The organism is Spirosoma rhododendri (assembly GCF_012849055.1).
Taxonomy (GTDB): Bacteria; Bacteroidota; Bacteroidia; order Cytophagales; family Spirosomataceae; genus Spirosoma; species Spirosoma rhododendri.
Genome location: NZ_CP051677.1, coordinates 5,670,980 through 5,696,752, shown reverse-complemented (window position 1 = coordinate 5,696,752; position 25,773 = coordinate 5,670,980). Strand labels below are relative to the sequence as shown.

The 25,773-nt window shown below is 56.6% G+C and carries 26 protein-coding genes; 12 read left to right on the top strand and 14 right to left on the bottom strand.

The features are described from left to right. Positions 1–161 precede the first annotated feature (161 nt). From HH216_RS23985 to HH216_RS23975, 3 genes are all read left to right on the top strand, one after another. Entirely contained in the window at positions 162–1,190 is a 1,029-nt protein-coding gene (locus HH216_RS23985) for a helix-turn-helix transcriptional regulator (RefSeq protein WP_169553162.1), read from the top strand. 1 nt (position 1,191) lies between these two features. Beyond that, on the top strand, positions 1,192–1,725 hold the full coding sequence (locus HH216_RS23980) for a YdeI/OmpD-associated family protein (protein WP_169553161.1): 534 nt from the start codon (positions 1,192–1,194) through the stop codon (positions 1,723–1,725). A gap of 159 nt (positions 1,726–1,884) precedes the next feature. Beyond that, positions 1,885–2,586, top strand: a complete 702-nt coding sequence (locus HH216_RS23975; protein ID WP_169553160.1) for an SDR family oxidoreductase — start codon at positions 1,885–1,887, stop codon at positions 2,584–2,586. A gap of 90 nt (positions 2,587–2,676) precedes the next feature. Here the strand turns inward: HH216_RS23975 and HH216_RS23970 are convergent, their stop codons facing one another. Continuing rightward, a complete protein-coding gene (locus HH216_RS23970) occupies positions 2,677–4,899 on the bottom strand; it encodes a TonB-dependent receptor (protein WP_169553159.1) in 2,223 nt (740 codons plus the stop codon). A gap of 120 nt (positions 4,900–5,019) precedes the next feature. Between HH216_RS23970 and HH216_RS23965 the strand changes: the two genes are divergently transcribed. The 3 genes from HH216_RS23965 to HH216_RS23955 are packed head-to-tail and all read left to right on the top strand — an operon-like array spanning position 5,020 to position 6,017. Further along, positions 5,020–5,223 carry a hypothetical protein gene (locus HH216_RS23965; protein WP_169553158.1) on the top strand — a complete coding sequence of 68 codons (204 nt, stop codon included), beginning with the start codon at positions 5,020–5,022 and terminating at the stop codon, positions 5,221–5,223. Continuing rightward, complete coding sequence (locus HH216_RS23960; protein ID WP_169553157.1) at positions 5,220–5,681, top strand: type II toxin-antitoxin system VapC family toxin; 462 nt, start codon at positions 5,220–5,222, stop codon at positions 5,679–5,681. The genes HH216_RS23965 and HH216_RS23960 overlap by 4 nt, the downstream gene beginning before the upstream one ends. A 54-nt stretch (positions 5,682–5,735) precedes the next feature. Then, a complete protein-coding gene (locus tag HH216_RS23955; protein ID WP_169553156.1) occupies positions 5,736–6,017 on the top strand; it encodes a hypothetical protein in 282 nt (93 codons plus the stop codon). Here the strand turns inward: HH216_RS23955 and HH216_RS23950 are convergent. The 4 genes from HH216_RS23950 to HH216_RS23935 all read right to left on the bottom strand — a co-directional run bounded on the left by HH216_RS23950 (position 6,009) and on the right by HH216_RS23935 (position 9,523). Then, complete coding sequence (locus HH216_RS23950; RefSeq protein WP_169553155.1) at positions 6,009–7,280, bottom strand: sensor histidine kinase; 1,272 nt, start codon at positions 7,278–7,280, stop codon at positions 6,009–6,011. The two genes, HH216_RS23955 and HH216_RS23950, sit on opposite strands and share 9 nt — an antisense overlap. Continuing rightward, positions 7,277–7,963, bottom strand: coding sequence for a response regulator transcription factor (locus tag HH216_RS23945; protein WP_169553154.1), 687 nt, complete (start codon positions 7,961–7,963; stop codon positions 7,277–7,279). The genes HH216_RS23950 and HH216_RS23945 overlap by 4 nt, the downstream gene beginning before the upstream one ends. Before the next feature lie 86 nt (positions 7,964–8,049). After that, a complete protein-coding gene (locus tag HH216_RS23940; protein WP_169553153.1) occupies positions 8,050–9,021 on the bottom strand; it encodes an aldo/keto reductase in 972 nt (323 codons plus the stop codon). A gap of 112 nt (positions 9,022–9,133) precedes the next feature. Then, entirely contained in the window at positions 9,134–9,523 is a 390-nt protein-coding gene (locus HH216_RS23935; RefSeq protein ID WP_169553152.1) for a GxxExxY protein, read from the bottom strand. Positions 9,524–9,641: 118 nt separating this feature from the next. Between HH216_RS23935 and HH216_RS23930 the strand changes: the two genes are divergently transcribed. Then, positions 9,642–9,938, top strand: a complete 297-nt coding sequence (locus tag HH216_RS23930) for a putative quinol monooxygenase (RefSeq protein ID WP_169553151.1) — start codon at positions 9,642–9,644, stop codon at positions 9,936–9,938. 116 nt (positions 9,939–10,054) lie between these two features. Further along, a complete protein-coding gene (locus tag HH216_RS23925; RefSeq protein WP_169553150.1) occupies positions 10,055–11,809 on the top strand; it encodes a S41 family peptidase in 1,755 nt (584 codons plus the stop codon). 1 nt (position 11,810) lies between these two features. Here the strand turns inward: HH216_RS23925 and HH216_RS23920 are convergent, their stop codons facing one another. The 5 genes from HH216_RS23920 to HH216_RS23900 all read right to left on the bottom strand — a co-directional run bounded on the left by HH216_RS23920 (position 11,811) and on the right by HH216_RS23900 (position 17,666). Continuing rightward, a complete protein-coding gene (locus HH216_RS23920) occupies positions 11,811–13,358 on the bottom strand; it encodes a serine hydrolase domain-containing protein (RefSeq protein WP_169553149.1) in 1,548 nt (515 codons plus the stop codon). Between the two features lie 68 nt (positions 13,359–13,426). Beyond that, entirely contained in the window at positions 13,427–13,948 is a 522-nt protein-coding gene (locus HH216_RS23915) for a hypothetical protein (protein ID WP_169553148.1), read from the bottom strand. Between the two features lie 92 nt (positions 13,949–14,040). Further along, positions 14,041–15,291, bottom strand: a complete 1,251-nt coding sequence (locus tag HH216_RS23910) for an MFS transporter (RefSeq protein WP_169553147.1) — start codon at positions 15,289–15,291, stop codon at positions 14,041–14,043. Between the two features lie 65 nt (positions 15,292–15,356). Beyond that, positions 15,357–15,848 (bottom strand): GNAT family N-acetyltransferase, encoded by a 492-nt coding sequence (locus HH216_RS23905; RefSeq protein ID WP_169553146.1) that lies wholly within the window; start codon positions 15,846–15,848, stop codon positions 15,357–15,359. 45 nt (positions 15,849–15,893) lie between these two features. Continuing rightward, positions 15,894–17,666: a family 43 glycosylhydrolase gene (locus HH216_RS23900; protein ID WP_169553145.1), complete on the bottom strand. Its 1,773-nt coding sequence runs from the start codon at positions 17,664–17,666 to the stop codon at positions 15,894–15,896. Between the two features lie 126 nt (positions 17,667–17,792). Between HH216_RS23900 and HH216_RS26350 the strand changes: the two genes are divergently transcribed. Beyond that, positions 17,793–18,428: a gluzincin family metallopeptidase gene (locus HH216_RS26350; RefSeq protein ID WP_254448600.1), complete on the top strand. Its 636-nt coding sequence runs from the start codon at positions 17,793–17,795 to the stop codon at positions 18,426–18,428. After that, positions 18,344–19,660, top strand: coding sequence for a M1 family aminopeptidase (locus tag HH216_RS23895; protein WP_254448599.1), 1,317 nt, complete (start codon positions 18,344–18,346; stop codon positions 19,658–19,660). The genes HH216_RS26350 and HH216_RS23895 overlap by 85 nt, the downstream gene beginning before the upstream one ends. Positions 19,661–19,759: 99 nt before the next feature. Here HH216_RS23895 and HH216_RS23890 read toward each other — a convergent pair whose 3' ends face one another. From HH216_RS23890 to HH216_RS26340, 3 genes are all read right to left on the bottom strand, one after another. After that, positions 19,760–20,446, bottom strand: coding sequence for a pirin family protein (locus tag HH216_RS23890; RefSeq protein WP_169553144.1), 687 nt, complete (start codon positions 20,444–20,446; stop codon positions 19,760–19,762). Beyond that, a complete protein-coding gene (locus tag HH216_RS26345) occupies positions 20,446–20,607 on the bottom strand; it encodes a hypothetical protein (protein WP_254448596.1) in 162 nt (53 codons plus the stop codon). The genes HH216_RS23890 and HH216_RS26345 overlap by 1 nt, the downstream gene beginning before the upstream one ends. Before the next feature lie 78 nt (positions 20,608–20,685). Then, the gene (locus HH216_RS26340; protein ID WP_254448594.1) at positions 20,686–20,976 is read right to left on the bottom strand and encodes a hypothetical protein; all 291 of its coding nucleotides are present in this window, start codon (positions 20,974–20,976) and stop codon (positions 20,686–20,688) included. A 332-nt stretch (positions 20,977–21,308) separates the two neighbouring features. Between HH216_RS26340 and tal the strand changes: the two genes are divergently transcribed. Beyond that, positions 21,309–22,415, top strand: coding sequence for a transaldolase (gene tal / locus HH216_RS23880; RefSeq protein WP_169553143.1), 1,107 nt, complete (start codon positions 21,309–21,311; stop codon positions 22,413–22,415). A 154-nt stretch (positions 22,416–22,569) separates the two neighbouring features. Then, positions 22,570–22,767 (top strand): hypothetical protein, encoded by a 198-nt coding sequence (locus HH216_RS23875; protein ID WP_169553142.1) that lies wholly within the window; start codon positions 22,570–22,572, stop codon positions 22,765–22,767. 18 nt (positions 22,768–22,785) lie between these two features. Here HH216_RS23875 and HH216_RS23870 read toward each other — a convergent pair whose 3' ends face one another. After that, entirely contained in the window at positions 22,786–25,170 is a 2,385-nt protein-coding gene (locus HH216_RS23870) for a sialate O-acetylesterase (protein ID WP_254448593.1), read from the bottom strand. Positions 25,171–25,773: the final 603 nt, after the last annotated feature.

Here is a 25,773-nt window from a genome sequence, read left to right as displayed (position 1 = left end):
AAAACGTAACCTTTTTACGTTCTTCTTTTTTGGTAAAAATATTTTCTGAATTTTTGTGGCTGGTCCATCTGTCATCCTGACCGGGACGCGGACCACCGTATGACGGGCCGCGTCATGGCGGCCACAGAAAACCGTAAGCCGAATACTGTAAACCGACCCTTATGCCCATAACCCGCTCAGCGTTTCAACGCTACCGCATCATCGACGAGATCATCAGCCGGTATCCGCGTCAGTTTTCCAAGCAGCGGCTGTTTGAGGTGTGTCAGGATAAGTGCGGTATCCGGTCGATGTCGTCGCTGGAGAAAGACATTCAGCGTCTGCGCGAAGACCACGACGCACCCATCGCCTACGATAAACGGCGTAACGGCTACTACTACACCGACCCGCAGTTTCGGCTCCTCCGGCTCATGCTTTCCCCCGACGATATGGAAGCTCTCGACTACGCCCGCGAGGTGCTGACGGCCACGCAGGGCGCATCGGTAGCGGGCGAACTGGCGAACGCGTTGCAGCGGGTGCGGCAGAGCCTTGACATTATCCGGGAGGTAAAATCGGAGCCGATGGCCCGACGGGTGGTGTACGTGGAGGAGCGGGTGCTGGGCGGTAATCGGCAGTACGTGCCGGTGCTGATTCGGGCGATCAATCAGAATCGGCAGATTACGTTTCGGTACCGAAAACACGAAACCACAGCAGACCAGCCCGCGACGCCCGAAAAATTACGGACGCTGCACCCGATTCTGCTGCGCGAAGTGGCCGATAGCTGGTACGTAATCGGTTACGACGAAGCGACGGGTAAGGAACGCACCTTCGCCCTCGACCGCATGAGCGATCTGGATATTTCGCTGGACCTGTGCAATGTGCCGCCCGTTGTACTGGAAAACGTCAGCGAACTGTTCGAGCACATCTATGGCATTACCGATAGTAGCGGACCGGTCGAGGAGATTCTGCTCTCGTTCAGTCCGCTGTTTGGGCGGTATGTGAAGGCTAAACCCATTCACCAAACGCAGGAGGTTGTGCGCGATACCGACAATGAATGTGTTGTCCGCTTGCGGCTGGCACCCAACCGCGATTTGCTCATGCACCTGCGTTCTTACGGCGAACACCTGACTGTCTTGCAGCCGCCCACGCTGGTGCAGGCCATTCAGGAATCGTTGCAGACTACGCTGAACCGATACATCCAACCCGCCCACTAGGATGATTTCGTTTACAGCAACGCTCCGCAAATTCGGCGCGAAAGGAGAAAAGACCGGCTGGACGTTTATCGACATCCCACCTGAGCAAACCGACGTACTCAGTCAGGGACGGAAAACAGCGTTTCGGGTAAAGGGTCGGCTGGACTCGTTTGGTATTCAGCAGGTCGCGCTGGTACCGATGGGTGATTCCGCCAACGAAGAGCCTGACGAACCAACCGCGCCATTTATCATGGCTGTCAACGCGACGATGCGTCAGGGAATCGGCAAAGAAGCGGGCGACACCGTGCAGGTCGAACTGGAACGCGACGACGAGCCGCCACGCCTGTCGCCCGATCTGCTCACCTGCCTGACCGACGCACCCGAATCGCTGGCCTTTTTCGAGACGCTGACGCCGGGCCATCAACTGTATTTCAGCAACTGGATCGAAAGCGCCAAAACGTTGCCTACGAAAACAAAACGGCTGCATCAGGCCGTCGTGGGTCTGTCGATGAAGCTAAGCTACAGCGAGATGATCCGGCATTTTAGAAACTTGTAGAGACGCGACCCTTCGCGTCTCAGCCCCCGGATGGTCTCAGCCCCGGGATGATTGTGTGCTGGCAGGCTTCTGCACTTAGTTGAATAGGAGATCGATAATTTTCGCGGGATTGGCGGGCGCGTGCTGAGACGCGAAGGATCTCGTCTCTACATTTATACCATGAATGAGAAAGTTATCATCATCTCCGGCGCATCGCGCGGGATTGGCCGGGCAACGGCCTTGCTACTGGCACAAAACGGGGCCAACGTCGTGATTACAGCCCGCAACGTGATCGAACTGAAAGAGGTCGAAGCCGAGGGGCAGGGCCGCATCGTCGCTGTGCCCGGCGACGTGTCGAGTGAAGTCGATATGCAGCGCGTGGTGCAAACTGCCCTTGACCGCTTCGGCCGGATCGACGCGGTTGTCAACAACGCGGGTTACGGCGTTTTCAAAAACGTGGAGGATATCACCGTCGATGAGTGGGACGAGCTGATGAATACCAACGTGAAAGGCACGTTCCTGCTGACCAAAGCTGCCCTGCCCACGCTGAAAGCGCAGCAGTCGGGGCATATCGTTGTGGTGGCGTCGGACGTGGCGAAGCGGACGTTTGCGGGGGGCGCGCTGTATACGGCGAGCAAGTACGCGCAGGAAGCGTTTATGGGTGCGTTACGGAAGGAGGTTCGGCCGTTCCGTATCAAAGTAACGGGCGTCTACTCCGGCCTTGTCGACTCGCATTTCCACGCTAAAGGTCACGGTCACGCCACGTCAAGTCATTACCTGCAAAGCGAAGACATGGCCGAGTCGATGCTGTTCATCCTGAGCCGCCCCGCCCACGTCGTCATCGACGAGTTCATGGTACACCCCATTCAGCAGGAATATTGATTGGTGAGTTTGATGGTTAAGGTTCAATGTTTAACGTTTTAGCCTTGCCGACCAACCTTGAACCTTAACCATTAAACCTTGAACCCGCCCTCACAGCGTGTACTTCAAAGCCGCGTTCACAATGATACCTTCCAACGGTGCCCAGACGGGGCGGAACGTGGGCTGAACGGTCGGGTTGGTACCCGTCACGACGGTTTCGTAATTGGCCTGCTTGACGTTCAATGCGTTTTCTGTGTTCAGTACCAGCCGCCAGTGTTCGTTGTAATGATACTCGGCAGCACCGGCCACAATCCAGTAATTCCGCACCCGCTCATTGTTGTAGAGGTACTGTCGCCCGACAAAACTGCTCTCGACGCCGAAGCGGAAATGCTCGTTCTCCCAGGCCAGCGTAGTCGAAAATTTGTCCTGTGGGGCCAGTGGTAAGTAGCTGTTGTTAGCCACGTCGGTGCTGTTTTTGTCGGCGCGTTTGGCGAGGGTATGGTTGTAACCCAGGTACAGTTCAAACGACTTGTATTCGAGCCGCACATACGTATCCGTTCCCACGCTGAACACGTTATAGGGCGCATTAACGAGGTTTGTATACGCACCCAACGTACCCGACAGGCTGGCAAACTGCGCGACAACCGGCGTATTGATATAGGTGTAATAAAACGCCTGATCGACCTGAATCGAGAAGCCGTTTTCAAACGTCTTGCTGTAGGCAATGTCCATGTTCGTACCAACCGACCGTTCGGCTTTGACAGTGGCAACGTCGATAGGTAGTAGACGCGGAAAAATCAAACTGACGTTCAGGGCACCGGGCGTCTGGTTGACGAACAGATTCGGTGTTTTGTAGCCCGTCCCGACGCTCAGCCGTACTGTCCACGGGTCCGATGGTTTGAGTTTCAGCGACAGCCGGGGCAGCACGAAATTACCGAACGTGTTGTGGTGGTCGACGCGCAGCCCGGCCTGTAGGCTGACTTTCTCGCCCACCTGCCAGTCGTCCTGCACGAACCCGCCGATGGTGCTGTACGTGTAATCGACCAACCGGGTGCTATCGGCGTTTTTGCGGAACGCTTCAACGGTCAGGTTTGCTCCGACGATGAGCTGCTGTTTGCCGAAACGCTTTAAATCGTTGGCTTCCAGATACACCGACGACTGCCGCCCGTCCGACAGTTTCTGGTAGTCGGTATTTTTCCGGTGAAACGTACTCAGCGCACCTTTGAGTGTGAAACTGTTGGTTTCGGAGGTGTTATGATTTGCGTCGAAATCGACGGTATGACGTTGCAGGTCGGTGATGTTCTGGTAGGTGTTGGCGGCTGCCGTGCCTTCCAGCCGGGGCAGGTAGCCACCTTCGCGGTGTTCGGTTGTATACGAGTAGCCGATGTTAAACCGGCTGTCGTTAGACGGGTTCCAGAAAAAGCGGGGGTGAACCGTCACCTGTTTTATCTGTGGGCTGTCCGTGAATCCGTCACCCGTTACGTCGACGGCCTGCTGATTGGTATAGCCCGTAAACAGCGTCAGGCCGGTTTTGCCATATTTCTGTGAATAGTAAGCGTTGCCGTTGCTCTCTTTCAGCCCCGACCGGTTGAGCAGGGCCGTAAATTCGGGCTTCTCCGACGTGGGCGATTTCGAGACAATATTGATAAGTCCGCCGATAGCCCCACCGCCGTACAGCGTCGATACCGAGCCTTTGATGACTTCAATCTGCTTGAGGTCGAGGGGCGGAATCTGCAACACGCCGAGGTTGCCCGAAAAGCCTTCGTAGAGCGGTAGCCCGTCGCGCAGAATCTGCGTGTATTTCGGGTCAAGGCCCTGCATCCGAATGGCCTGGTTACCGTTGACGGCCGACGTTCGCTGCACGTGGATAATCGAAATGTCGCCGAGAATACTGCTGATGTTACCCGGCACCACGGCGCTTTCCTCGTTCATGTCTTCCTGACCGAGCACCTCTACTTTGATGGGTAAATCCTCGATCCGCGAGTTGGTCCGCGTAGCCGACACCGTCACTTCATCGAGCGACTCATCGACGCTTTTCAATAGGAAAACAAGCGTATCGCTGCCAGCGGTTAGAGGAAACGAACCGGTTTCGTATCCCACCGCGCTGGCAACGAGGCCGGTAACGCTGGTGGGTAAGCCGGAGATTGTAGCCAAACCGTTGGCATCTGTAACGGCACCAATAAGCGGTTTTACCGAGTTGGGCGTGCGGACGGTTGCACCGATAACCGGCTCGCGGGTAAGGCTGTCCTGCACCCGAACGACGCGGCTCGACTGGGCAAACGTGGGCAGTACGAACAGAAGAAACAGGCAGGCAGCAAGTACAGATTTTAACATCAGCGTATGAATCAGACGGCAAGTTTCGGGCGCAAATCTGAAGCAACTTTGAAGCGGCAGACTCGTATGAATTCTAGTGATTATTTTGTTGTTTCGTACATAGAACGTACCCAACACACCATGCAGTCCGAAAAAATAGACGATCAGCGTCCCTTCTTCAAGAAATTCAAAACGTACTCCGCCGACGAAATCATCGCGGCCGGGGGCGCTACTGCTTTCGCTAGATTGACGGGCCACGACCCGAAAAAGCTTTACAATCTGGGTGGTGAACCGATTACTGACGAAGAACTTGACGCGGCACTGGAGGACCTAAAGCGCAAATGAACCTTCTTTTCGATACTAATATCCTCCTTTACCTTGCCCGCGACACATCTGGTTACAAAATACTTCAAGCCATTAATCCTGATAATCGGAACATACACGTTTCGTTCGCTAGTATAGCTGAAGTAGAGTCGATTGCTTTTCAGCAAAATTGGTCTCAAGATAGACGCCATCGTCTGGAGATGGCCCTCGACGAAGCGCAGATTGTCGAAATGAGTCAGACGTTTCTCAAAACGTACATTCATATCGACGCTTACAGTCAGCGGAAGCACCTGAATTTCCCAAAGGTCCCGTTCATTACTCCGCGCAATATGGGTAAGCATGATCTGTGGATTGCGGCTACGGCGTCGCTACTTGGGCTGACGCTGGTAACGACCGATGCCGATTTCGATCACCTGCACGGCCCATTTCTCGACCTCCGTTTTGTGGCCCCTGCTTCGTTGCGGTCGCTGATGAACTAGCGAAATCCCGACTTGCTCCGAATTCGTTTGTTTACTAAACCAACAAACGATGCCATGAACATTGAGAAACTGGCAAGCTGGATTGCGCCCCTGGTGTTTGGGGTAGTGCTGGGTTTGTACTGGACATTCCACGGTCTGTATTTTACGCTGTACGGAACCCCCGACCAACAGCGCGACTACCCGCTCGAAATTATCCTTGGCCTACCATTAGCGGCTTTCTGCGTGGCGATTCACCTGCTCGTCCGGCGGCTGACTAACGATAATCCGCTTTATATCTGGATCGTCGAGGGTGTGCTCATCGCACCCGTTTTTTACTTTTTCCTGCGCTCATCGTAGCCCCAGCCGGAACGTGTGCATCCGGTCGGTGGGGTCGTATTGGTAAGCCAGCGGCAACTGATACCGGTCGGCGATTTGCCTGATAAGGGCCAGGCCAAGACCCGTCGAGTCGGGGCGGGCGGGGTTACGGACGAAGCGGGTAAACAGCAGCGAATCGGCGAAGGGCAGGGGCGCACCCGTATTGCTGATCGTCAGCAAATCCGGCGTCAGTGCGAGTTGAACGCGCCCGTCTGATTCACCGTGCCGAACGGCATTTTTCAGCAGGTTGGTCAACAGAATGGTCGCCAGTTGCCGATTGATCGACAGCAGTACGCCCGGACTAATGCACGATGTCAGAGCAATGTTTTTGTGGGTGAAAAACGGCTCGTATTCGCCAAGAAACTGATGCAGCAGCGCGCTCAGATCGACCGTGTCGGCGTCGGCAAACTGATTGTTCTCCACCTGCGTCAGCAACAGCAGCGACCGGCTTAGCTGACTCATGCGGTTCAGTGCCGACGAAACCTGTTGCAGATGCCGGTGATCGGTCGCATTCAGGTGCTCCGACTGCATGAGGTGGTCGAGTTCGGCAGCCGCCACGGCGAGGGGTGTCTGCAACTCGTGCGATGCGTTTTCGGTGAATTGTTTTTGCAGTAGAAATTGCCGGCGCAGCTTGCGGGTCAGGTCGGTTAGTGACCGGCTCAGCAGGTTGAACTCGCGCACCGAACTGATCGGGAACACGGGTTGGATTCCCGTATCGAACTGCACGGCGGGTAGCTGATCGACGGTTGCGTGAAAGGGACGCCACAGCCGACGCGCCAGCCCCAGCCCGACCCCCACCGACAAGCCCATCAGCAGCAGAAACGCCAGTATCACAACCCCCGACAGTTCGCGGGTCAGCTCATTGAATTCGAAGTACGGTTCGTACGTCGTAACGCGGTAGTGTTGGCCGTCGACCGTAACGGTCTTTTCCAGTTGGCGGATGTCGATACGCCGGTTACCGTCGAGCGAGTCGATCTGCACGGCGTCGCTGAACCGGGTTTTTTCGGGCAAAGCAACTCGCTCTGTGCGTGGGTTGCTGGTTGGCGCAGTCAGTTGGCGGGTCGCTGCCGAATCGGTCGGTCGGCCAAGCTGCAACCGGACGTGCTCGACCCGGTTTGCCAGAATCTCATCAACTTCGTGCTGAATCTGCCGATGGATAAGCACGTAAAAACCCACTGACCCCAGCGCGGCTATGACCAGTGCCGATAGCAGCAGGTAGCGGGCCGTCTGACCAAGCAGGCTCATGCGTCGGTGCGGGTTGAGAAGACGTAGCCGGCTCCGTAGCGCGTCTGCACGTAGTCGGGGCAACCGGCCGCGATGAGTTTTCGGCGCAGGTTCTTGACGTGCGTGTACAGGAAATCGTGGGAGTCGGCCATGTCCATCGCGTCGCCCCAGACGTGTTCGGCAATGGCTGATTTCGATAAAACCCGCTCGGCGTTCGTTACGAAGAACAGCAGCAGTTCGTACTCTTTGGCGGTCAGTTTTACGTCGGTAGTACCTACGCTGACGCGCTGCTGCTCGGGCCACAGTGTCAGCTCGCCCACCTGCATCTTGGCCTGCCCGCCAAACAGCCGCCGGCGCAGCACCGACCGGATGCGGGCGTTGAGTTCGGGCAGGTGGAACGGCTTGGTCAGGTAATCGTCGGCACCGGCGTCGAGACCCGTCAGTTTGTCGGCGAGGGCGTCTTTAGCTGTTATAACGATAATTCCCGCGCTCGACTGCCGCTGTTTCAGTTCACGCACCAAGTCCAGCCCGTTGCCGTCGGGCAGCATCAGGTCGACCACCACGCAATCATAGTCGTAGTCGTTGGCTCGTTCGGTGGCCTGCCGGTAGGTGTCTGCCGTCGTCACGGTATACCCTTCACCCGTCAGGTACTGCCGCACCGACTGCTGCAACGCTGGTTCGTCTTCAACGAGGAGGAGTTTCATGTGTGAGTTTAATGGTCAAAGTTCAAGGTTTAACGTTTAGGGTCAATGACCTTAAACATTAAACCTTGACCCTTAAACCCAAAAAACTACTGGCTCCATTCCGTCGGAGTGCGGTCCCAGCGGTGGCCTTTCAGCTCGTGCAGGAGTTCGGGTGTTAGGCCCTTCCCGTCGCTGACGGCGGTGTTGGCTTCGACGTTGCGGAGTTGGCGCATACCGGGGATGGTCGTGTGGACGTCGGGGTTGCTCAGGATGAACCGCAGCGCCATTTCGGGCATCGTCATTCCGGCCGGAATTAGTGGCTTCAGCGCATCGGCATGGTCGACGCTGCTGTTGAGGTTTTCCGGTACGAAGTACGTCGAGCGCCAGTCGTCGGCGGGGAAAGTGGTTTCCTTCGTGAACGTCCCCGTCAATGTTCCTTCGTCGAATGGCACGCGGGCGATGATGCCCAGGTTCAGCTTTTTGCAGAGCGGAAACAGGTTGTCTTCCGGGTTTTGGTCGAAGATGTTATAGATGACCTGCACCGCGTCGATCAGCCCGGTTTTCAGTGTGTTGAGCGAATTGTCTGGTTCCCAGCGGTTCAGGCTGATGCCCCACGCCTGCACTTTGCCCTGTTCGCTTAGTTTGGTGATAGCGTCTTTCCACTCGTCGCGGTCGGCCCAGCTGTCTTCCCAAACGTGAAACTGCATCAGGTCAATCGTCTCGACGCCCAGATTTTGCAAACTTTTGTCGACGTATTCCACGATGTAATCCGACGGGAACACGTCGTTCAACTGGAACTCTGGTTTTGAGGGCCAGATGCGGTTCTTTGGTGGAATCTTCGTTGCGACGTACAGCTTTTTGTCCGGATTGCGCTTGAGCAGTTCGCCGAGGATGCGCTCGCTCAGTCCTTCGCCGTAGCCCCAGGCTGTGTCGAAGAAGTTGCAGCCGCGCTCGACGGCGAGGTCGAGGGCTTTGTCGGTGGTTTCGCGTTCGGAGCCGGTCCAGCCCGCCAGGCCCCACATACCGTAGCCAATTTCAGAGATGTTCCAGCCCGTGCGGCCAAATGTGCGATAATTCATTGGGTTTAGGAGTTAATTTTCAATGCAGGATTTTAACAAAGGATTTTCAACACAGAGACACAGAGAACACAGAAACAAGAGATGGTTACGTTGTGTGCTCAATGCGCCTTTGCTAGAGATAACCATTGATTTTGCGAATGATCCCATCGCGCATCAGTTCGACGTTGAAATTAATCAACAAACCAAGCTTAAGGCGGGCCATGCGGAGGTAAGTTAGTAACTGTACTTCGCGGACGGGTAGCAGGGTTTGAACGGCTTTCAACTCCACAACGATCAGGCCGTTGACAATCAAGTCCATAACGAACGTTTTACTCAGTACCTGATCTTTATAGACGACGGGAAGTTCGTACTGTCGTTCGACAAACAACCCCCGACTCTGCAATTCAAACGCAAGGCACTCTTCGTAAACGCTTTCCAGTAAACCGGGGCCAAGTTCGCGATGCACGTCAATACAGCCGCCAATGATTGCCCGGCTCAGATCATTATATTCAATTTTTGACATGGTATGCGGTGGGATTTTGCTGCAAAGCAACGCATAATTGCGGTGTGGTAAGGCGGTTCGATACCGATTAGTTTGTTGATTAGCACTGTGTTCTCCGTGTCTCTGTGTTAAAAAGAATATGCTTGTTAGAATCGTTCGCATGACCTTCCAGCCGGATAAGCTGGCTGACTTCCATGCAATCTTCGACCGGTCGAAAGCCCACATTCGCGCCTTTCCCGGCAACCACCATCTCGAACTCCTGCGCGATCCCGAAAACCCCGCCGTGCGCATGACGTACAGCTTGTGGGAATCCGCCGATGCGCTGGAAGCCTACCGGCAAAGTGAGCTGTTCCGCACGACCTGGGCCGCGACAAAAGTGCTGTTTGCTGAGAAAGCAGTGGCGTTTTCGGGGGAGAAACTAGAAGAGGTTTCGTGACGTGTTTCGCGATGCTGACGCTGGAGACGAAATGACGACCGAGTACGAAACAACGCATCATTTTTTTGCGGACTCTACGTTATGTCACTATCGACAACCCCTGGTCTACTTACCTCATGAAAACTGTTTTTACGCTTCTGTCTGTTGTGGTTAGTACGCTGATTGGCTTCGCACAGGATGCGCGGCCCGGCATGAAGGAATACGAGTATTTGCAGGGCGAACGTCGGCGGGCCGATAAAATCGTCGGTGACGCGCCTAATCCGCCAGTCGATAGCCTGAAAAAGGCCGAACAGATTCTGCTCGATGCGATGGCCTATTACCACCGCCCGGAGGTGCAGGAACTGGCCAAAGTCAACCAATACCTGATGGCCCGGAAGGGGGATATGTCGTTTGACCTGGCGGTGGTTCAGGCTAAGATGGGGCAGACAGAAAAGGCGGCTACTGTACTGACCTATCTGCTGTCTGGCAAACGGGCTCAATACTACGTGAAATGGGTTAATGAGGAACCCGCGTTCGCGGACGTACGTAAACAACCAGTCATCGCCGATCTGATAACGAAAGCTATGATTGGTGATCGGCTGTTTAACTCCGAAGCCCTCAAAACGCCTTATCAGGTCAATATCAGCGACGACGAGAAAGTGGCTGATCTGTCGAAATTGTGGTCGGAAGCCAAGTACAACTTTGCGTATTTCGATCACGTTCCCACTATCGATTGGGACAAGCTGTATCTGGATTACCTGCCCAACGTTCGTGCGACGCGCTCCACGGCCGACTATTACCGCGTGTTGAAACGCTTCGTCGCGCAGCTTCACGACGGCCATACCGGGGTTTGGGCCGGCGACAATCAACTGGCTGATTCCGTATCGCGTCGTCCACCCGTCGGTGCTGTGCTTGTTGAGAATAAAGTGCTGGTGCAGACTGTCATGAGTGATAGCCTGCAACGCACGGGTATTCGGCCCGGGCTGGAAATCGTCACCATCGACGGCATGCCTGCCAAGGCGTACGCCGATCAATATGTGCGACCCTATCAGGCCGGTTCGACAACGCAAAACCTGGATGTGCAAACGTACCTGTACAACCTGTTACGCGGCCCAAAAGATAAGCCGGTAACGGTTAGTTTCCGCGACGCTAAAGGGCAGACGTTCACCCGTGTTTTACCGCGCTTCGGCTATGGTAAACTCAATCCCGAACCGGCCTTTGCGTTTCGTATTCTGCCGGGTAATGTAGCTTACGTGCAGCTCAATAGCTTCGATGACGATCAGGCGCTTACCCGTTTTAAAGCCGCTTACGATTCCATCGCGCCAACAAGTGCGCTGATTCTCGACGTTCGCCGAAATGGGGGCGGCAGCAGCGACTACGGGTGGAACATCCTGAGCTACCTGACCGATAAGCCTATGAAAACCGGCTCGTATGAATCGCGGCTTTACAGTCCGCTGCGTCGGGCGCGGGGTGAAGGTGTCGTGCTGGAGTCGGTTGAAAGCGGTAACAGCTGGCAACCCAACGGTAAGCACCTGTATACCAAACCTGTCGTTGTGCTGACGAGTGGCGAAACCTTCTCTGCCGCCGAAGATTTCGCCGTGGTATTCGATGCCATGAAACGGGGAACGATTATCGGCGAACCAACGGGCGGTAGCACCGGGCAACCGCTGGCGTTTGCCTTGCCCGGCGGGGTGATGGCCCGCGTCTGTACCAAGCGGGACATGTATCCCGATGGGACAGAGTGGAACGCCAAGGGTATTCAACCCCAACTGTTAGTTCGGCCTACAGTTGCTGATGTCCAGTTGGGGCGCGATACGGTATTGGAAGCAGCCTTAACCCAGCTCGGCGTCGGGGCTACTGCGGTAAAAGGTAAGGCCAAGAAAGCCCGGTAAGCTACGGCTTCACCTCGTTCAGGTCGAGCTGCTGAATTAGGGCGGGGGTTTCGGGGGTGAGCGTGAAAAAGACGTTGATAGCCCCGCGTTCGCCGGTCAGGCGAAAGGTGCCGCGTAGCTGGTTTTCGGGCTTCAGCTCACCCACGCTGGTAATCTTGCCAACCTTGTTAAACAAGGCCTGCGCTTCCTGCCGGCGCAGTTCGACCGAGTGGTCGGGGAAGAAGTTTTCGGCGAAGATGCCGCTGCGTTCGGCGTTGGTCCAGTCGGGGAGGAGTTTGACGAGTTCGGCTTTGCGCTGCGCCAGAACCGGCGAAACGGGCAGCTGACGCGGTGTCAAGCCCGCCGAGCGAATCAGTGTGTCGAGTACTGCCCAGTTGACCGACCCCATGCTGGCGTAGGTCAGGTTGCCATACGCCACGACGCCGATGCCATACTCGGGCATGATCCACCACTGACTGCCGAAGCCGGGTAGGCCACCGGTATGACCTACGTAGACGCGATCACCGCAGTCGTGGCTCCAGCGCAGACCGTAGGCATAGCTGCTGGTCATGGGGCAGGCGCGGCCGTCGGGATAGCGGAAGGCTCCGTTGAGGGAGCTGAATGTCCACGGTTGTTGCATCTCCCGTACCGACGACCGCCGAACCGGACCCGTTTCGCTACCCGAACGTGGGGGAGATGCCTGCTGATGCACGGCCATGTACTTGCTAAAATCGTTGATCGAGGTAATCAGGCCACCCATCGCGCCGTGCGACCCGTCATGCAGCAGTTCTTCCTCGAGCCATTCGTTCCCCTGCCAGCGGTAGCCGTGCGCCAGCTTGTCGGCCGGTACCTGCGTGTACTCCCAGCGCGTATCGTTCATCCCCAGCGGCTTCAGAATCGACTCCGTGATATATTGTTGATACGGTTTGCCGGTCACGTTGGTCAGGATACGGCCCAGCAGCACGAAGCCCAGATTGCTGTATTCGTAGGCCACACCCGGCACGTTGGACAGCGACACCCCACCATCGAGGAAGCGCGTCAGTTCGGCTTCGGAGTCGCCCAGTTGGCGGTCGCCGTAGGGGTTGTCTTCGGGAAAACCGGCCGAGTGTGTGAGCAGGTTGCGGACGGTGATGCGGGGCGAATCGGTGGTCAAATAGCGCAGTTTCTTCAACTGCGGCACGTACAGCTCGGCAGGATCGTCGAGCCGGATTTTGCCTTCGTCGCGCAGTTTCAGAATGGCCATCGCGGTCAGGCTTTTGGTCATCGACGCAATGCGGAACAGCGACGCGGGCGTGGCTGCGGTTTTGGTCGCCAGATCGGTATAGCCCGTAGCACCCGCTTTCAGCAGCTTTCCGTCGACCACCAGTCCAAAGGCCATACCCGGAAAGTGCTGCTTCTGCGCGTAGTCCTGATACAGCTTTTCGATGACCGGCCAGGCGGCTTCGATCTTCCTGACCCGGTCGGGGTCAGTAAAGGCGGGCGGCTGATACGTAGAAACGGTTGGAACGGTCGACTGGGCCAGCGCGAGACTGCCCGACAGCAGCGACAGCAGCAGCGTAGATTTGAGCATAGGAAACAGCAGGTTGCGAAAAGCGAACATACTGTTTTTTGCCTGATTACCCGCTTCGGCCGGGTTGATTATTGGGCCCAGGTGGGGGCCGGCGTGGCGGGGTTGACTAATTCATCCAGGTAATACGTTCGCCGGGGGCGTTTATCACACTCATCATCGATGGGGTAGCGGCAGGTTGCGTAGACACCCATATCGTCGGGATTCATCAGGCTGACGTAAGCCCCTTTGGGAAACCGGTCGGTGCGGTGCTGCCGGTTGAGCAGGCAGTGACCCAGTTCGTGAAAAATCAGCCCTTCTCTCTCATTAGTACTGGCCTGCTGCCAGCAGTAATCATTCATGTTTAGGACAATGCGCGGTGCTTTGCCTGCTTCCAGGATACACCGACCGCACACATCTTCGCCCTGTGCATCGCCAAATTCAACCACCAGATTGTCGATGGAAACGGCGTGATTGCGGCTCTGCGCTTCCATCTGAAACGACCGAATGTATGGTTCCACGCTGGCTGGAACGCTGTACTGCTTCGCTTCCGGGATAGATGCAGGCTGACAGCTTAGGAGGAGCAGTAGGCTTATAATCAGTGCGTTGTGCATGGCTGGTGAATAAATCGGCAATAGCCAAAAGCAAACCGGCAAGGTAGCTTACTCACCGTGCTATCCCTGCATCGACCATTCAGACCAGCCTGTCAATCCGTCTGCTGATCGGGCTGTAACCCCGCCGAAAAATCAGCGATTTCGTCGCGCTGCCAGGCCAGGTAAGCAACGACCGCCAGGCAAAGTGCGAACCACGCAAACGGCAGGCGCAGGTCGATCAGCGAGAGCAGGCCGAAAATCAGGGTTGTTACGATGCTCGCCAGCCCCTGTAATGCCTGATTGATACCGAAGATTTCGCCCCGGTCGACGTCGGTGGTGCGCTGCGCCATCAGCCCCTCGATCAGTCCCTGAATGAGCGACAGTGTCAGGCAGTCAATCGTGACGAGTACGTACAGCCAGACTGTCGACGTGCCGATTAGTCCGTAGCCTGCCAGTACCGGTACGCCCAGCGCGGCCAGCCAGACAATGGCCCGCTGCTGATTGATACGGTCGGCGAGGTAGGTGTAAAACACGTAGCTGATGACCACGCTCAACGCGCCGAAGTACATGAAAAAATAGGAGATGCCCTTGGCGTCGAAATGGAGCGCGCCGAAGCTGACGAACGTAACGAAGTAGTTGTAATAACCGATGCTAAATGTCAGAGCCAGTTGCATCAGCACCAGCGTTTTCAGCCCTCCGTGCTGTTTGTCTTTCGCACGCAGCCGCCCCCAGAGATTGGCCACGTTAAGCGCCTGCACGAGTTCGGTTTTGAGCGCGGCTATCGTCACGCCGGGTGGGTTGGGGTGCGTTTCGCGCAGTGTCCAGCTCAGCAGTACGTTGACCGACGACAGCAGCACACCCATGATGACGACGACCCGCGCCTGATCGCCTTCGACCACATCAAACGCCGTCAGCAGCAGCCCCGACACCCCCGGCCCGATCACAAATCCCAGCGACAGAATCGCCCCTTCGATACCAAGGTTGCGAAACAGATCTTCTTTGGGTGAAATGTCGGTAATGGCCGAACGGACGGTGGCGTACATCCCGTTGGTCAGGCCGTCGCTGAACCGGTTGGCCAGTAACGCCCCCAGCCGAACGGGAAGCAGAAACGTGTTCGCGATAAATGTTCCTACCGATGACACAATGAAAATAGGTCGGCGGCCGTAGCCGTCGGAGAGTTTGCCGAGCAGCGGGGCCGAGAACAACTGCATGCCGAGAAACAGCGCCGTGCCGAGGGCCAGCCACACCTGCGGCCGCTCCATCGACTTGACGAAGGCGGGCAGAATCGGCCCAATCGCCGAACCGACAACGATGTCGATGAAAATAATGGCGTAAATGTGCAGCAGTCGGCGGTCAGAGAACATACCTGCAAGGTACGACCTTGTTTCGGCCCGCGGGCTATGCAGCCTTGTTCTTCACGGCTGCGAATTCAGAACGGCATCACGTAATACTGGCACGTGAAGGTTTGTCCGAATTCGTGTATGGTGCGCTGATAAGTAGGTGTAAAGCCGTTCCGTTCGTAGAAACGCATCAGGGCGGGGCGGTTGGCGTCGGTTTCCAGTTGCAGTTCGCCGATTCCACGCTCCCGGCAACGTTGCTGGCAGAAATCGAGTACGGCGGCAAACAGGTTTTGCCCGGCGAACAGCCGCCGAATAGCTAGCTTGTGAATAAAGCCCGCCGTATTGTCGGGAACGTCGGGGAAGTAAAGCGAAGATTTCCACTGCAAAATAAACGCTGCCGCCGGTAGCCCATCGGCATACATTACGTAGCAGTTGCCGCGCGTATCGTCGTTGATCAGATTCGCAGCCGTCAGCGTATCGGGTGCCCACAATTCCTGCTGACTATCGACCAGCCAATGGGCGACTTCGCGGAGAATAGCCAAAAATTCGTCGGGCTGGTCGTTTCGGAAGGTGAAGGTCATTGGTTGTTGGTATTGGCGGTACGTACGGCCAGGTACAAAGTACGGTTAGTTTGTTGCCGATACGACCGGACTTAAGGCTGATACGCCGGTTTCGTTGAACGACTCGACGGCAAAATAATACGGGACGCCGATGTTTAGAGCGCGCAACTCAAACTGACTGGGCTGGTCGTGCCAGAACTGGTACGTCTGATACAGCTTGTCGGGGGCAATGCCCCAGCGGATGTTGTAGCCCATAGCTCCCGGTACTTTTGTCCAGGTCAGGTTGGTATTGCGCTGGTCTTTCTGGCGTTTGGCGGTCATCGTCGGAACGGCCGGGGCTTTGCCCGTACTATTGCCAAACACCCGAAACGCGTTGATGCTCAGGTGCTGCCCCGCCGTGTAGACGTGTTCGTAGCGAACGTACCGCGCTCGCTGCGGCTTGGCCAGTTCGACATAGGCGCAGGCTCGGTCGCGTTTGGGTTCGCGGGTGAGGTCGGCGGCAACGGTCCAGGTTTTGTTGTCGGGCGAGGTCAGGATTTTGAATTGGGTATACACCGTCGAATCGGAGTCGAAGATGGCGAGTTTGTAATCGAAATAATCGACCTGCACGGCTTTGACGTCGCAGAGGGCACCCAGATCCGTCGTCAGTGTTTCGCCGGGTCGGTTCTGCGCGGCTACCCAGAATGCGCGCGGGTTTTCGTCGGTTACGAACCCCGCCCGGATAGAGTCGGGAGCAGTGGGTGTCAGTGTTGAGGAGGCTACGACGGGCTTTTTGTAGTTGAGCAGCATCCAGCCCGTAAAGAGGTCTTCCCGGTCAGTCCATTTTTTCGTGGGCAGGCGGTGGGGCCAGTCGCCGAAGCGGGTCGTGGCGAAGAGTTGATCGTCTTTATCAAAGCCGGCGGGGTGCATCATGATCCGCCGTTCCATCCCCCAGTTGACACCAATCCAGGTGGTGCCGGTGTTCCAGTAGTTGCCAAAATTATCCTGAAAGGTGTTGCCGTGTCCCGTACCTGTCGCGAAGCCACCCGGCTTGTAGGCGATGGGGTTGTAGGGCGCGTACTCGAACGGGCCGAGCGGGTCTTTACCGACGTAAGTACCGTTGCCGTAAACGTTGTATTCGGTACCCGGCGCGCCGTATTGCAGGTAGTACTTGCCGTTGTGCTTGGTCATCCACGCGCCTTCGACAAACGGTTTGATCGGGTCGGAATGATTAGGACCGAAGCGTTCCCAGCCGTGCTGATAGGGGTCGAGCCAGAACATCGCTTTGTAGGCCTGTGCCGGATTGTTGCCCGCATACGTGAGGTTGCGGCTTTTGTCGAGTTCGGCCCCGAAAATCGGGTACACGTTTGAGGAGCCCCAGTACATATACCACTTGTCGGTATCGTCGTCGTGAAACAGCGCCGGGTCCCAGGGGCCGATGTCTTTGGGCAGGCGTGGGAGCCATCGGTTGTAGAATGTCAGCTTACCCTGTTCGGGCTGCGTCGAGATGAAGATGGGTCGCTGCTCGAAGGTGCTCTGAAACAGGTACAACGTGTCGCGGACGGACAGTGCCGCCGGGGCGCACATATCCTCCATCGGCCATTTATCGGGCACGATGTACTGCCAGTTGGCGAGGTCTTTCGAGTGCCACCAGCCGCCCTGAATCGTGACGAACAGGTAGTATTCTCCCTTATGATTAATAATGACCGGGTCGGCCCCGGAGCGGTACGAAATCCGCTCGTTCAACTGCTCGAAATTGTACCGATAGCTGATGTCCATCGGGTTACAGTAGGTCGTCTGGGCCCACGATTGCGTCAGGCCGACGAGTAAGAGGCTGATAAGCAGGCACAGGCGGTTCATAGGCAGGATAGATTCGGGCGATAGCCGTTGGTCACAAAATTGAGCGTGTCGCTTTTTGCTTTACGGTATTTTTGCCGGATCGGTTTACGCCACCGTACACCGAAAACAGAATACCGCAAACCGTATATGAAACTCACTTCAGCAGCAATCCTACTTTTCGGCCTGACAGCCGCGCAGGCGCAGACGCTGTATATGCCCCGCAATGTAAAGCAGGCGTACCAGAAAGGCACCCGCGCGATGGACGGTAAACCCGGCCCGCGTTACTGGCAAAACCGGGCGCATTACACCATCAACATCACGGCCACGCCACCCAGCCGCACGATCAACGGCACCGAGCAGATCACCTACGTCAACAATAGCCCCGATACGCTGAAAACGCTGGCGTTCAAACTGTTTATGAACATCCACCGGCCGGAAGCTGGTCGGCAGGGGGCCGTCAGCGAAGACTACCTGACGTCGGGCGTGACTATCGACAAATACACCGAAAATCAGGCAGAGAAGAAGTGGTCGGCCAGCAAAGACGTCAATCAACGGATGGTGCTGAGCAAACCGCTGCTGCCCCACGACTCGGTGAAGCTGGGCTTCGACTGGCACTATGATCTCTCGAAGGAAAGCGGGCGCGAAGGGGTGCTTGACTCGACTACGTTCTTCCTAGCGTACTTCTACCCCGTGTGGCGGTGTACGACGATTACTACGGCTGGGACCGGATGCCCTTTACCGACGCGCAGGAGTTTTACAGCGATTTCAACGACTACGACCTGACCGTCAGCGTTCCGAAAAATTACATCGTCTGGTCGACGGGTGATCTGCGAAACGCGAATGAGGTGCTACAACCGACCTACGCGCAACGACTGGCGCAGTCGATGAAAAGCGATTCGCTGGTACACGTCGCGACGGCGGCTGACCTGACAATGGGGAACATCACCGCGAACCAGGCTACGAATACCTGGCGGTGGCTGGCGACGAACGTACCCGACATGGCGCTGGCGATCAGCAACCACTACGTCTGGGATGCGGGCAGTGTGGTGGTCGACAAAAAGACGGGTCGGCGGGCTAGTGTGCAGGCGGCTTTTCTGGATAACGCAGCTGATTTTCACCAGATGGTTGGCTTTGGGCAACACGCACTCGACTGGTTTTCCAACAACTGGCCCGGTGTGCCGTACCCGTATGCGAAGACAACCGTCGTGCAGGGCTTTGCCGATATGGAATACCCGATGATGGTCAACGATGGTACGACTAAGGACCTGGATTTTTCGCGCTTTGTGGCCGAGCATGAGATTGCCCACACCTGGTTTCCGTTTTACATGGGCATCAACGAAACACGCTACGGCTTCATGGATGAAGGCTGGGCCACGACGCTCGAACACCTGATCGGGCAGGCAGACTTAGGCAAAGACAAGGCGGTGCAACTGTTTCAGGGCTTCCGGGTCAATGGCTGGATTCGCGACCCGTCGGCGGAAGAGGATTTGCCGATCATCACCCCGACCAACGTGCTGAGCGGTGCTGCGATGGGTAATAACGAATACGGCAAGGCCGCGCTGGGCTATCTGGCCCTGAAAGATATGCTCGGCGATGACCTGTTCCGTAAGGGGCTACACACGTTTATGGATCGCTGGAACGGCAAGCACCCCACGCCCTGGGATATGTTTTTCAGCTTTAACGCCGGTTCCGGCCGCGACCTCAACTGGTTCTGGAACAACTGGTATTTCTCCAATAACTACATCGATTTCGCCCTGAAACCCGTCGCGACGACGGCGAAACAAGCGACCCTGACCATCGACAACGTTGGCGGTTACGTGGCCCCGGTCGACGTCGTGCTGACCTTCGCCGATGGTACCACCGAAACGGTTCACCAGACCCCGGCGATCTGGCAGGCCAACCAGAAACAGGCGGTGGTGAAACTGCCGATCAGTAAACAGCTGCAATCGGTGAAACTAACCGGCGGCATCTTCATGGACGCCACCCCCGCCGACAACGTCTGGACGGCGAAGTAGTGATTTAAACACAGAGGCACAGAGTAAAAACCACGGAGGAAACGGAGAACAAGTAAGCTATCTCTGTTTTCTCTATGCTACCACTCTGTGCCTCTGTGTTTAAATCACAATCAGCAACAAAATGGCATCGTTGGAAAGGGCTTCGAACTCGACGGTGTTGCCCTGAATCGCCAACAGCGACAGGCCGTCACGTTCGTGGAGTAGCCGGTTTTGCACCTCAAAGACGCCCTGCACGACGAACACAAACACACCCTGCTCCGGTGTAACAGAGAGCGTATCTTCCGCCCGGCCATCGTAGCGGCCGATAAATGCGCGGCTGTCGGCGGACATCGGCAGGCAGGGGAGAAGCGTGTTCTTCTGCGACAGGTCGAACGTCGTATCGGCGAAGCCAACCGATACTGATTCATCGGGTCTGCGCAGCCAGATTTGCAGCAGGTCGATGGTTTCGACCTCGTAGGGATTGCTGACCGTGTAACTCATGCCCGGCCGCAGCGACAACCGCCCCGACTGACCGGGTTCGAGAAAGCCCGATCCCGCATCGCTGCGGTACTCCAGTCCGCCGTTGATGGGCAGCAGTAGCACGTCGGTAGGTTGCTCGACAGTTAGCGACAGCGTTGCCCCGGCCAGCAGACTATCGTCGTTGAGGAGTTGTAACGCGCCGAAGGGGGCACGGCTGTCAGCCTGATACGAACCGAAGTTGAACGTGTGAAAACTGCGGAGTGTCGGCGTCTGCGAATGCCCCCGCTGATCGGCGAGGTAAATCTGCGCCTGTGTGGTTGTGTCCATTACGAGTTGATAGCGGGAAGAATGGGTTGGTACGACCAGATCGACAGCTCCGGTTGCAGCGGAATCAGGTCAGTGCTGATGGCCTGCCCCTGCCGGATAGCCGCCTGCTGATCGCCGTACGCAACCAGCAACTGATTCCCGACCGTGTCGAGCCAGGTCAATGGTTCGCTGAAGAAGAAAATGGCGATGCGAAACGTCTCTTTCTGCTCGACCTGCGCGGCCAGAATCTCGAATTTGAACTAGTTGAACGGCAGACTAAGCTGATCCTGCGCATTGGTGATGTCGGGGATGCGGTCGTTCAACTGGCGCAGGTAGCCCATCACAGCCCGGCTGGTCAGGTGGTGCAGCTTGTCGGCGTTGGGGACGTTGGCGAGTAGCTCCCAGAAATATTGGTACTGCCCACTCTGATTGAACGACTGGGCCTGCATGTAAAACTCCTGCCAGGTATCGTCGAATACCAGCCGGTCCCATGGGTGCTGCGCCGTCGCGTCGATTACTTTCCGGTAACTCAGCCGGATAATTCCTTTCATTGGTGGGTGGATTCAGGTTTAACGGTTAAGGTTGATTTTGGGTAATATTTTTGTCATCCCGACGCCAGGAGGGATCTTCGTGAACAGAGTGTTTTGTTCGCTTTACCCGAAGATCTCTCCTGGCGTCGGGATGACAAAAACACTTCGAGTTGACTTCTGCGGTTGCGGATTATATCGTTGAACGCTGGCAGTCGGTTGGGGCGTTCGGAATAGCGGTCAATGTATGAAACTATGCGGTTAATGGTGGTCATCACCGCAGGCTGATCATTCGTTCAAAATCAGAACAAGACGGGGTATTAGCGGTTAGTAACAGTAACTAACTCAGCTATTTTATGGCAACGAATCGCATCAAACAGGTTCACGAATTTGGACAAAGTATCTGGCTGGACTTTATCGACCGACCGATTATGAAGTCGGGTAAATTACAGCAGATGATCGACGAAGACGGCCTGCGGGGTATCACGTCGAATCCGGCCATTTTCGAGAAATCCATCAGCGGGAGTGCCGACTATGACGACGACATTCGGGCACTGGCCGGGCAAAATAAATCGAACGAAGACATCTTCTACGGCCTGGCGGTAAAAGACATTCAGCAGGCGTCGGACCTGTTCGCGCCCGTTTACGACGATAAAGTCGACGGTGCCGATGGCTTCGTCAGCCTGGAAGTGTCGCCCCGACTTGCCCGCGATACCGAGGGCACGCTAAGTCAGGCGCGGGCACTATGGAAAGAAGTTGGTCGGCCCAATGTGATGATTAAGATTCCCGGCACCGCCGAGGGGCTACCCGCCATCCGGCAGGCCCTGGCCGATGGAATCAATATCAACGTAACACTGCTGTTTAGTCTGGAGCGTTACGAAGCCGTGGCAGACGCGTATATCAGCGGGCTGGAAGACCGCGTAGCCGCCGGGCAACCCATCGATCAGATCGCGTCGGTAGCCAGTTTCTTCCTGAGTCGCATCGATACACTGATCGACCCGATGCTGGCCGACAAAGGGCTTGACGATTTGAAAGGCGAAGTAGCGATTGCGTCGGCCAAAAAAGCGTATGAGATCTATAACCGCGTATTTAGCAGCGACCGCTTTGCCAAACTGAAAGAAAAAGGAGCAACACCACAGCGGCTGCTTTGGGCGAGTACCGGCACGAAAGACCCGGCGTTTTCGGATGTTAAATACGTCGATGCGCTGATCGGTAAAGACACCGTCGATACCGTGCCGATGGAAACGCTCGATGCGTACCGCGACCACGGCAACCCCGCCGACCGGCTGGAAGATGATCTGGATAAGGCTACCGAGACGCTTGAGCGTATCAAGCAGGCCGGGCTGGACCTGCCCGCACTGATGCAGCAACTCGAAGACGAAGGTATCGAGAAGTTCAACAAACCCTACGACAAGCTGTTGCAGGCCATCGACAAGCAGGTGCAGCAACTGACCGAAGCATAGGCAGGTTAATGTATAGGGTGAAAAAGCGTCCCCGCTCATGGTTGTTATACCGTGAGCGGGGACGCTTTTTGTTGGAGCAAGCCGTTCGTAAACAGAACGGTGCATTTGTGGTTCTAGGTAGATATACTACATCCACCAGTCATAACTACTACCTATGAAACGTTTCCTTGCCGGACTTATCACCGGCTTCGTTACCAGCCTGCTGATCGTTCCCGGACCGGGCAAAACGAACCGGGCGAACCTGAAAGCTGACGTCGAGAAGGGCGGAAGCCAGCTAAAAGCAGAACTGAACAAGATCGCGTCAGACTTCGGACGCCTGATCGACGCGGCCCGGAACCAGTTTCCGCGCTAACTCCGTCCCCGGATCGTATCATTTTATTCGAATTGTCAGACTGGCCGTGTCGTCTTCACCGTTGATGTAGCCGTTGCCGGGCGTACTGTCCGGGTCGGCGATAGACGAACTGCTGATCTGAGCCTGCACGGTACCGGCATTACCGACGCGCAGGCTGAACTTTACGGTTGTCGAATCAGCTGATGGAACGCCAACAATCGTGCCGGATACGACCTGCCCCGACTGGCTCAGGCTGCTGCCGCTCAGCAATTGCCAGCCGCTGGGAAGCAGGACCTGTACGCCTACAAGCTGGGCTAATGCGCCCCCCCGATTGCTGACCGTCAGGCTCATATCAAGCGTGCCGCTTTGGGATACGGTCAATTGCTTTGTGACTAGTGCCAGACTCAGATCGGCGGAGTTGCTGCTCGGAGTCGGCTGATTGGACTGAGTCGCTGGCAGTGGTGTCTGGTTTGGATTTGGCGATACATACAGCGTATCCTGACCGGGCGCAGTTCGTAAATCAACCGTAGCAGCATCGTCCTGCCCATCGCCCGTGCCCGAATTCGGCTGACTGTCTGGATCGGGCGTCTGACTGGCGGTAATCTGAGCCGCTACGGCGTAGGTGCCTGTCTGGCTAGCCCGCAACCGGTACGCATACCCAACCCGACTACCTGCGGGTACGGTACCTGCATTGACGGTAACAATTCCGTTCGCCGATGCGACTGTGCTGGCCGTCGCATCGACAAATGTCAGGCCAGACGGTAGTCGACTTTGTACCTGTACGCCACTGGCCGGACCCGGACCGCTGTTGCTGACCAGTATCGTGTATGAAACGGGTGTGTTCAGCGGGACGATACGATTACCGACCTGCATGGCTATCGACAGATCGGCCAGATTCACGGCGTTATTGCAGACAGTAAAGGAGTCGCCCGGCGTACTGGCCACGACGGGGCTACTGGCCACCACCCGAATCCGGCGAACGGAACCCGCGCTGACCGAGGTGGGCAGCGTGACCGAGATTGGGCTACTCGTACCGCTACCGATGGCAGTCGGCGAATTAAACGAGCCGCTGCTGTCGGAGAGTTGTATGGTAAACTGGTTATTGGCGTTGACGGAACTCTCGGTCTGGGTAAAACTCACTGTAAACGCGTCGCCCGGACAAACGGTCGGGACCTGGCTGGTTATGGTCAGCACGGGTGGGAGCGAAGCCACGGGCTCTGCGCCCTGATACAGCGTTGTGCGGCCGGATAGAAACGTCGTTTCGAACCAGATGCCATCGCCGGTGCTGCCTTGTTTTCGTACCGACAACCGATACCGCCCCGGCTCGACACCCCCCACAGCTAATGCGACGGGCGGGTAATTGCGGACGTAGTTGAAATCAGCAAATTCGGTGTAGTCAGGGGCCTGACTGACGGGCGCAGCTATCTGCCAGTTGGTGTCGGAAAACGGACCGCCGTCGAGCCGCTGCATCCGCGTTTCGACGGTCGTATTGGCCTGAATCATCGCAAAAAAACCGTGACTGTCAGCTTCGTAGCGATACCCGATCCGAATGATGCTGGTGTCTGCCGTACCACCCTGTACGATAGCGGGGGTAGGGGCGTCGTAGGTAGTGACCGGCGCGGCTGAACTGACCGTAAACGACTCGCTGAGCGTGCCTGTGAGGGCGGGGCTGGTAGCCAGTGTGCGGAGTCGGTAACTGCCGCTTAGCCCGGTCGGTAGGGTGAGCGACAATGGGTTGCTCAGCCCACGGGCCGATTCCGAAACGACTGTGTTGTTGGCTCCGACCACCTGCACGTAATATTGGTTGCCCGACTCAACAGGCGCGGTACGAAACGACGGCACCTGTACTACGCTGCCCGGCTGGCTCACGAGGGGCAGGGGGTAGCCGGTCGTCAGCAGCGACGATGCATCGGTGGGCGTGTAGGGCGTTGAGCGGCTGAAAAAGTCAGCACTCAGGCTCTGATCCCATCGGTCGATGAAGCGAACGAGGCCGTTTCCACCCAGGTGGACGTTGTCGGTCAGCCGGTTGTCTGATCCGATTAGGTCGTCGGTGGCGGGCCCGTTGAACACGTCGCTGACTTCATTGGCCAGCCGGTTCTGCGCCATTAGTACGCCGGGGTTTGTGGATCCCTGCGTATATGACACCCGCGACACCAGCCAGGCCAACTGTCCGAAACCCGTCTGCTCCCGGGTTTTGCCGATAATGTATTTGAGGTTTGAAAAGTACGCCGTTTCCGACCCGTCGATGTCGCCTTCGCCCTGATGCCACAGCACGGCCCGCATACCGGTGCGGGCCACGTAGCTGCGCAGAACGCTCCCCAGCCGCTGATAGGGCAGAAGCGTTCCCGACGTACCGGCGGCTGATTGTTGCCACTGGGTGCTTGACGTGGCGGGCTGTGCTGCCCCCAGAAAGAGTACCGGCACGTTAAGTCGACTGACGAGTTTATCGCCCAGCCGCGCCCAGATGTGCGGGGCTGGCTGGGGCCGATGTTGCTGCCCGAACTGGCATGGCCGAACTGTAAAGGGTAGAGCTGCTCTTCAATGCGGTTGATCTGCCGAATATCGACGCACGACACCCGGTCGTCGGCAGCACCGGGTTCGCGCTCAAACCCGCCTACCGCGTTGGACTGCCCCGCCACGACGAAAACTTCACCCACACCCACCCGGTTGACCGACGTTTGTGTTAGCTGCGTAATGCCCCCATTAGCCCGAACATCGAGCCGGTACCAACCCCCCGACACCACAACAAATCCGCGAAACACGCGCGATCCCGATAAGAAAGGTATTGTTGTCCAGGTCGTAACAGAACCCTGTCCCGCGACCAGCGGCACGAAACGGGCTTCAATACTAGTAGCATTGGCCGGGGCCGTACCCGTAATGAGTACGCTGGCCTGATTAGCCTGATTACGCTGAAAGACCATGCGTGGAACCGGGCTACTGATCGTCAGCTGAGCCTCGGCGCATAGGGAGCAGAAGGCCATCAGTATCAATGTCAGCCATGTAAAGCGTAGAATCATGCAGCTAGCG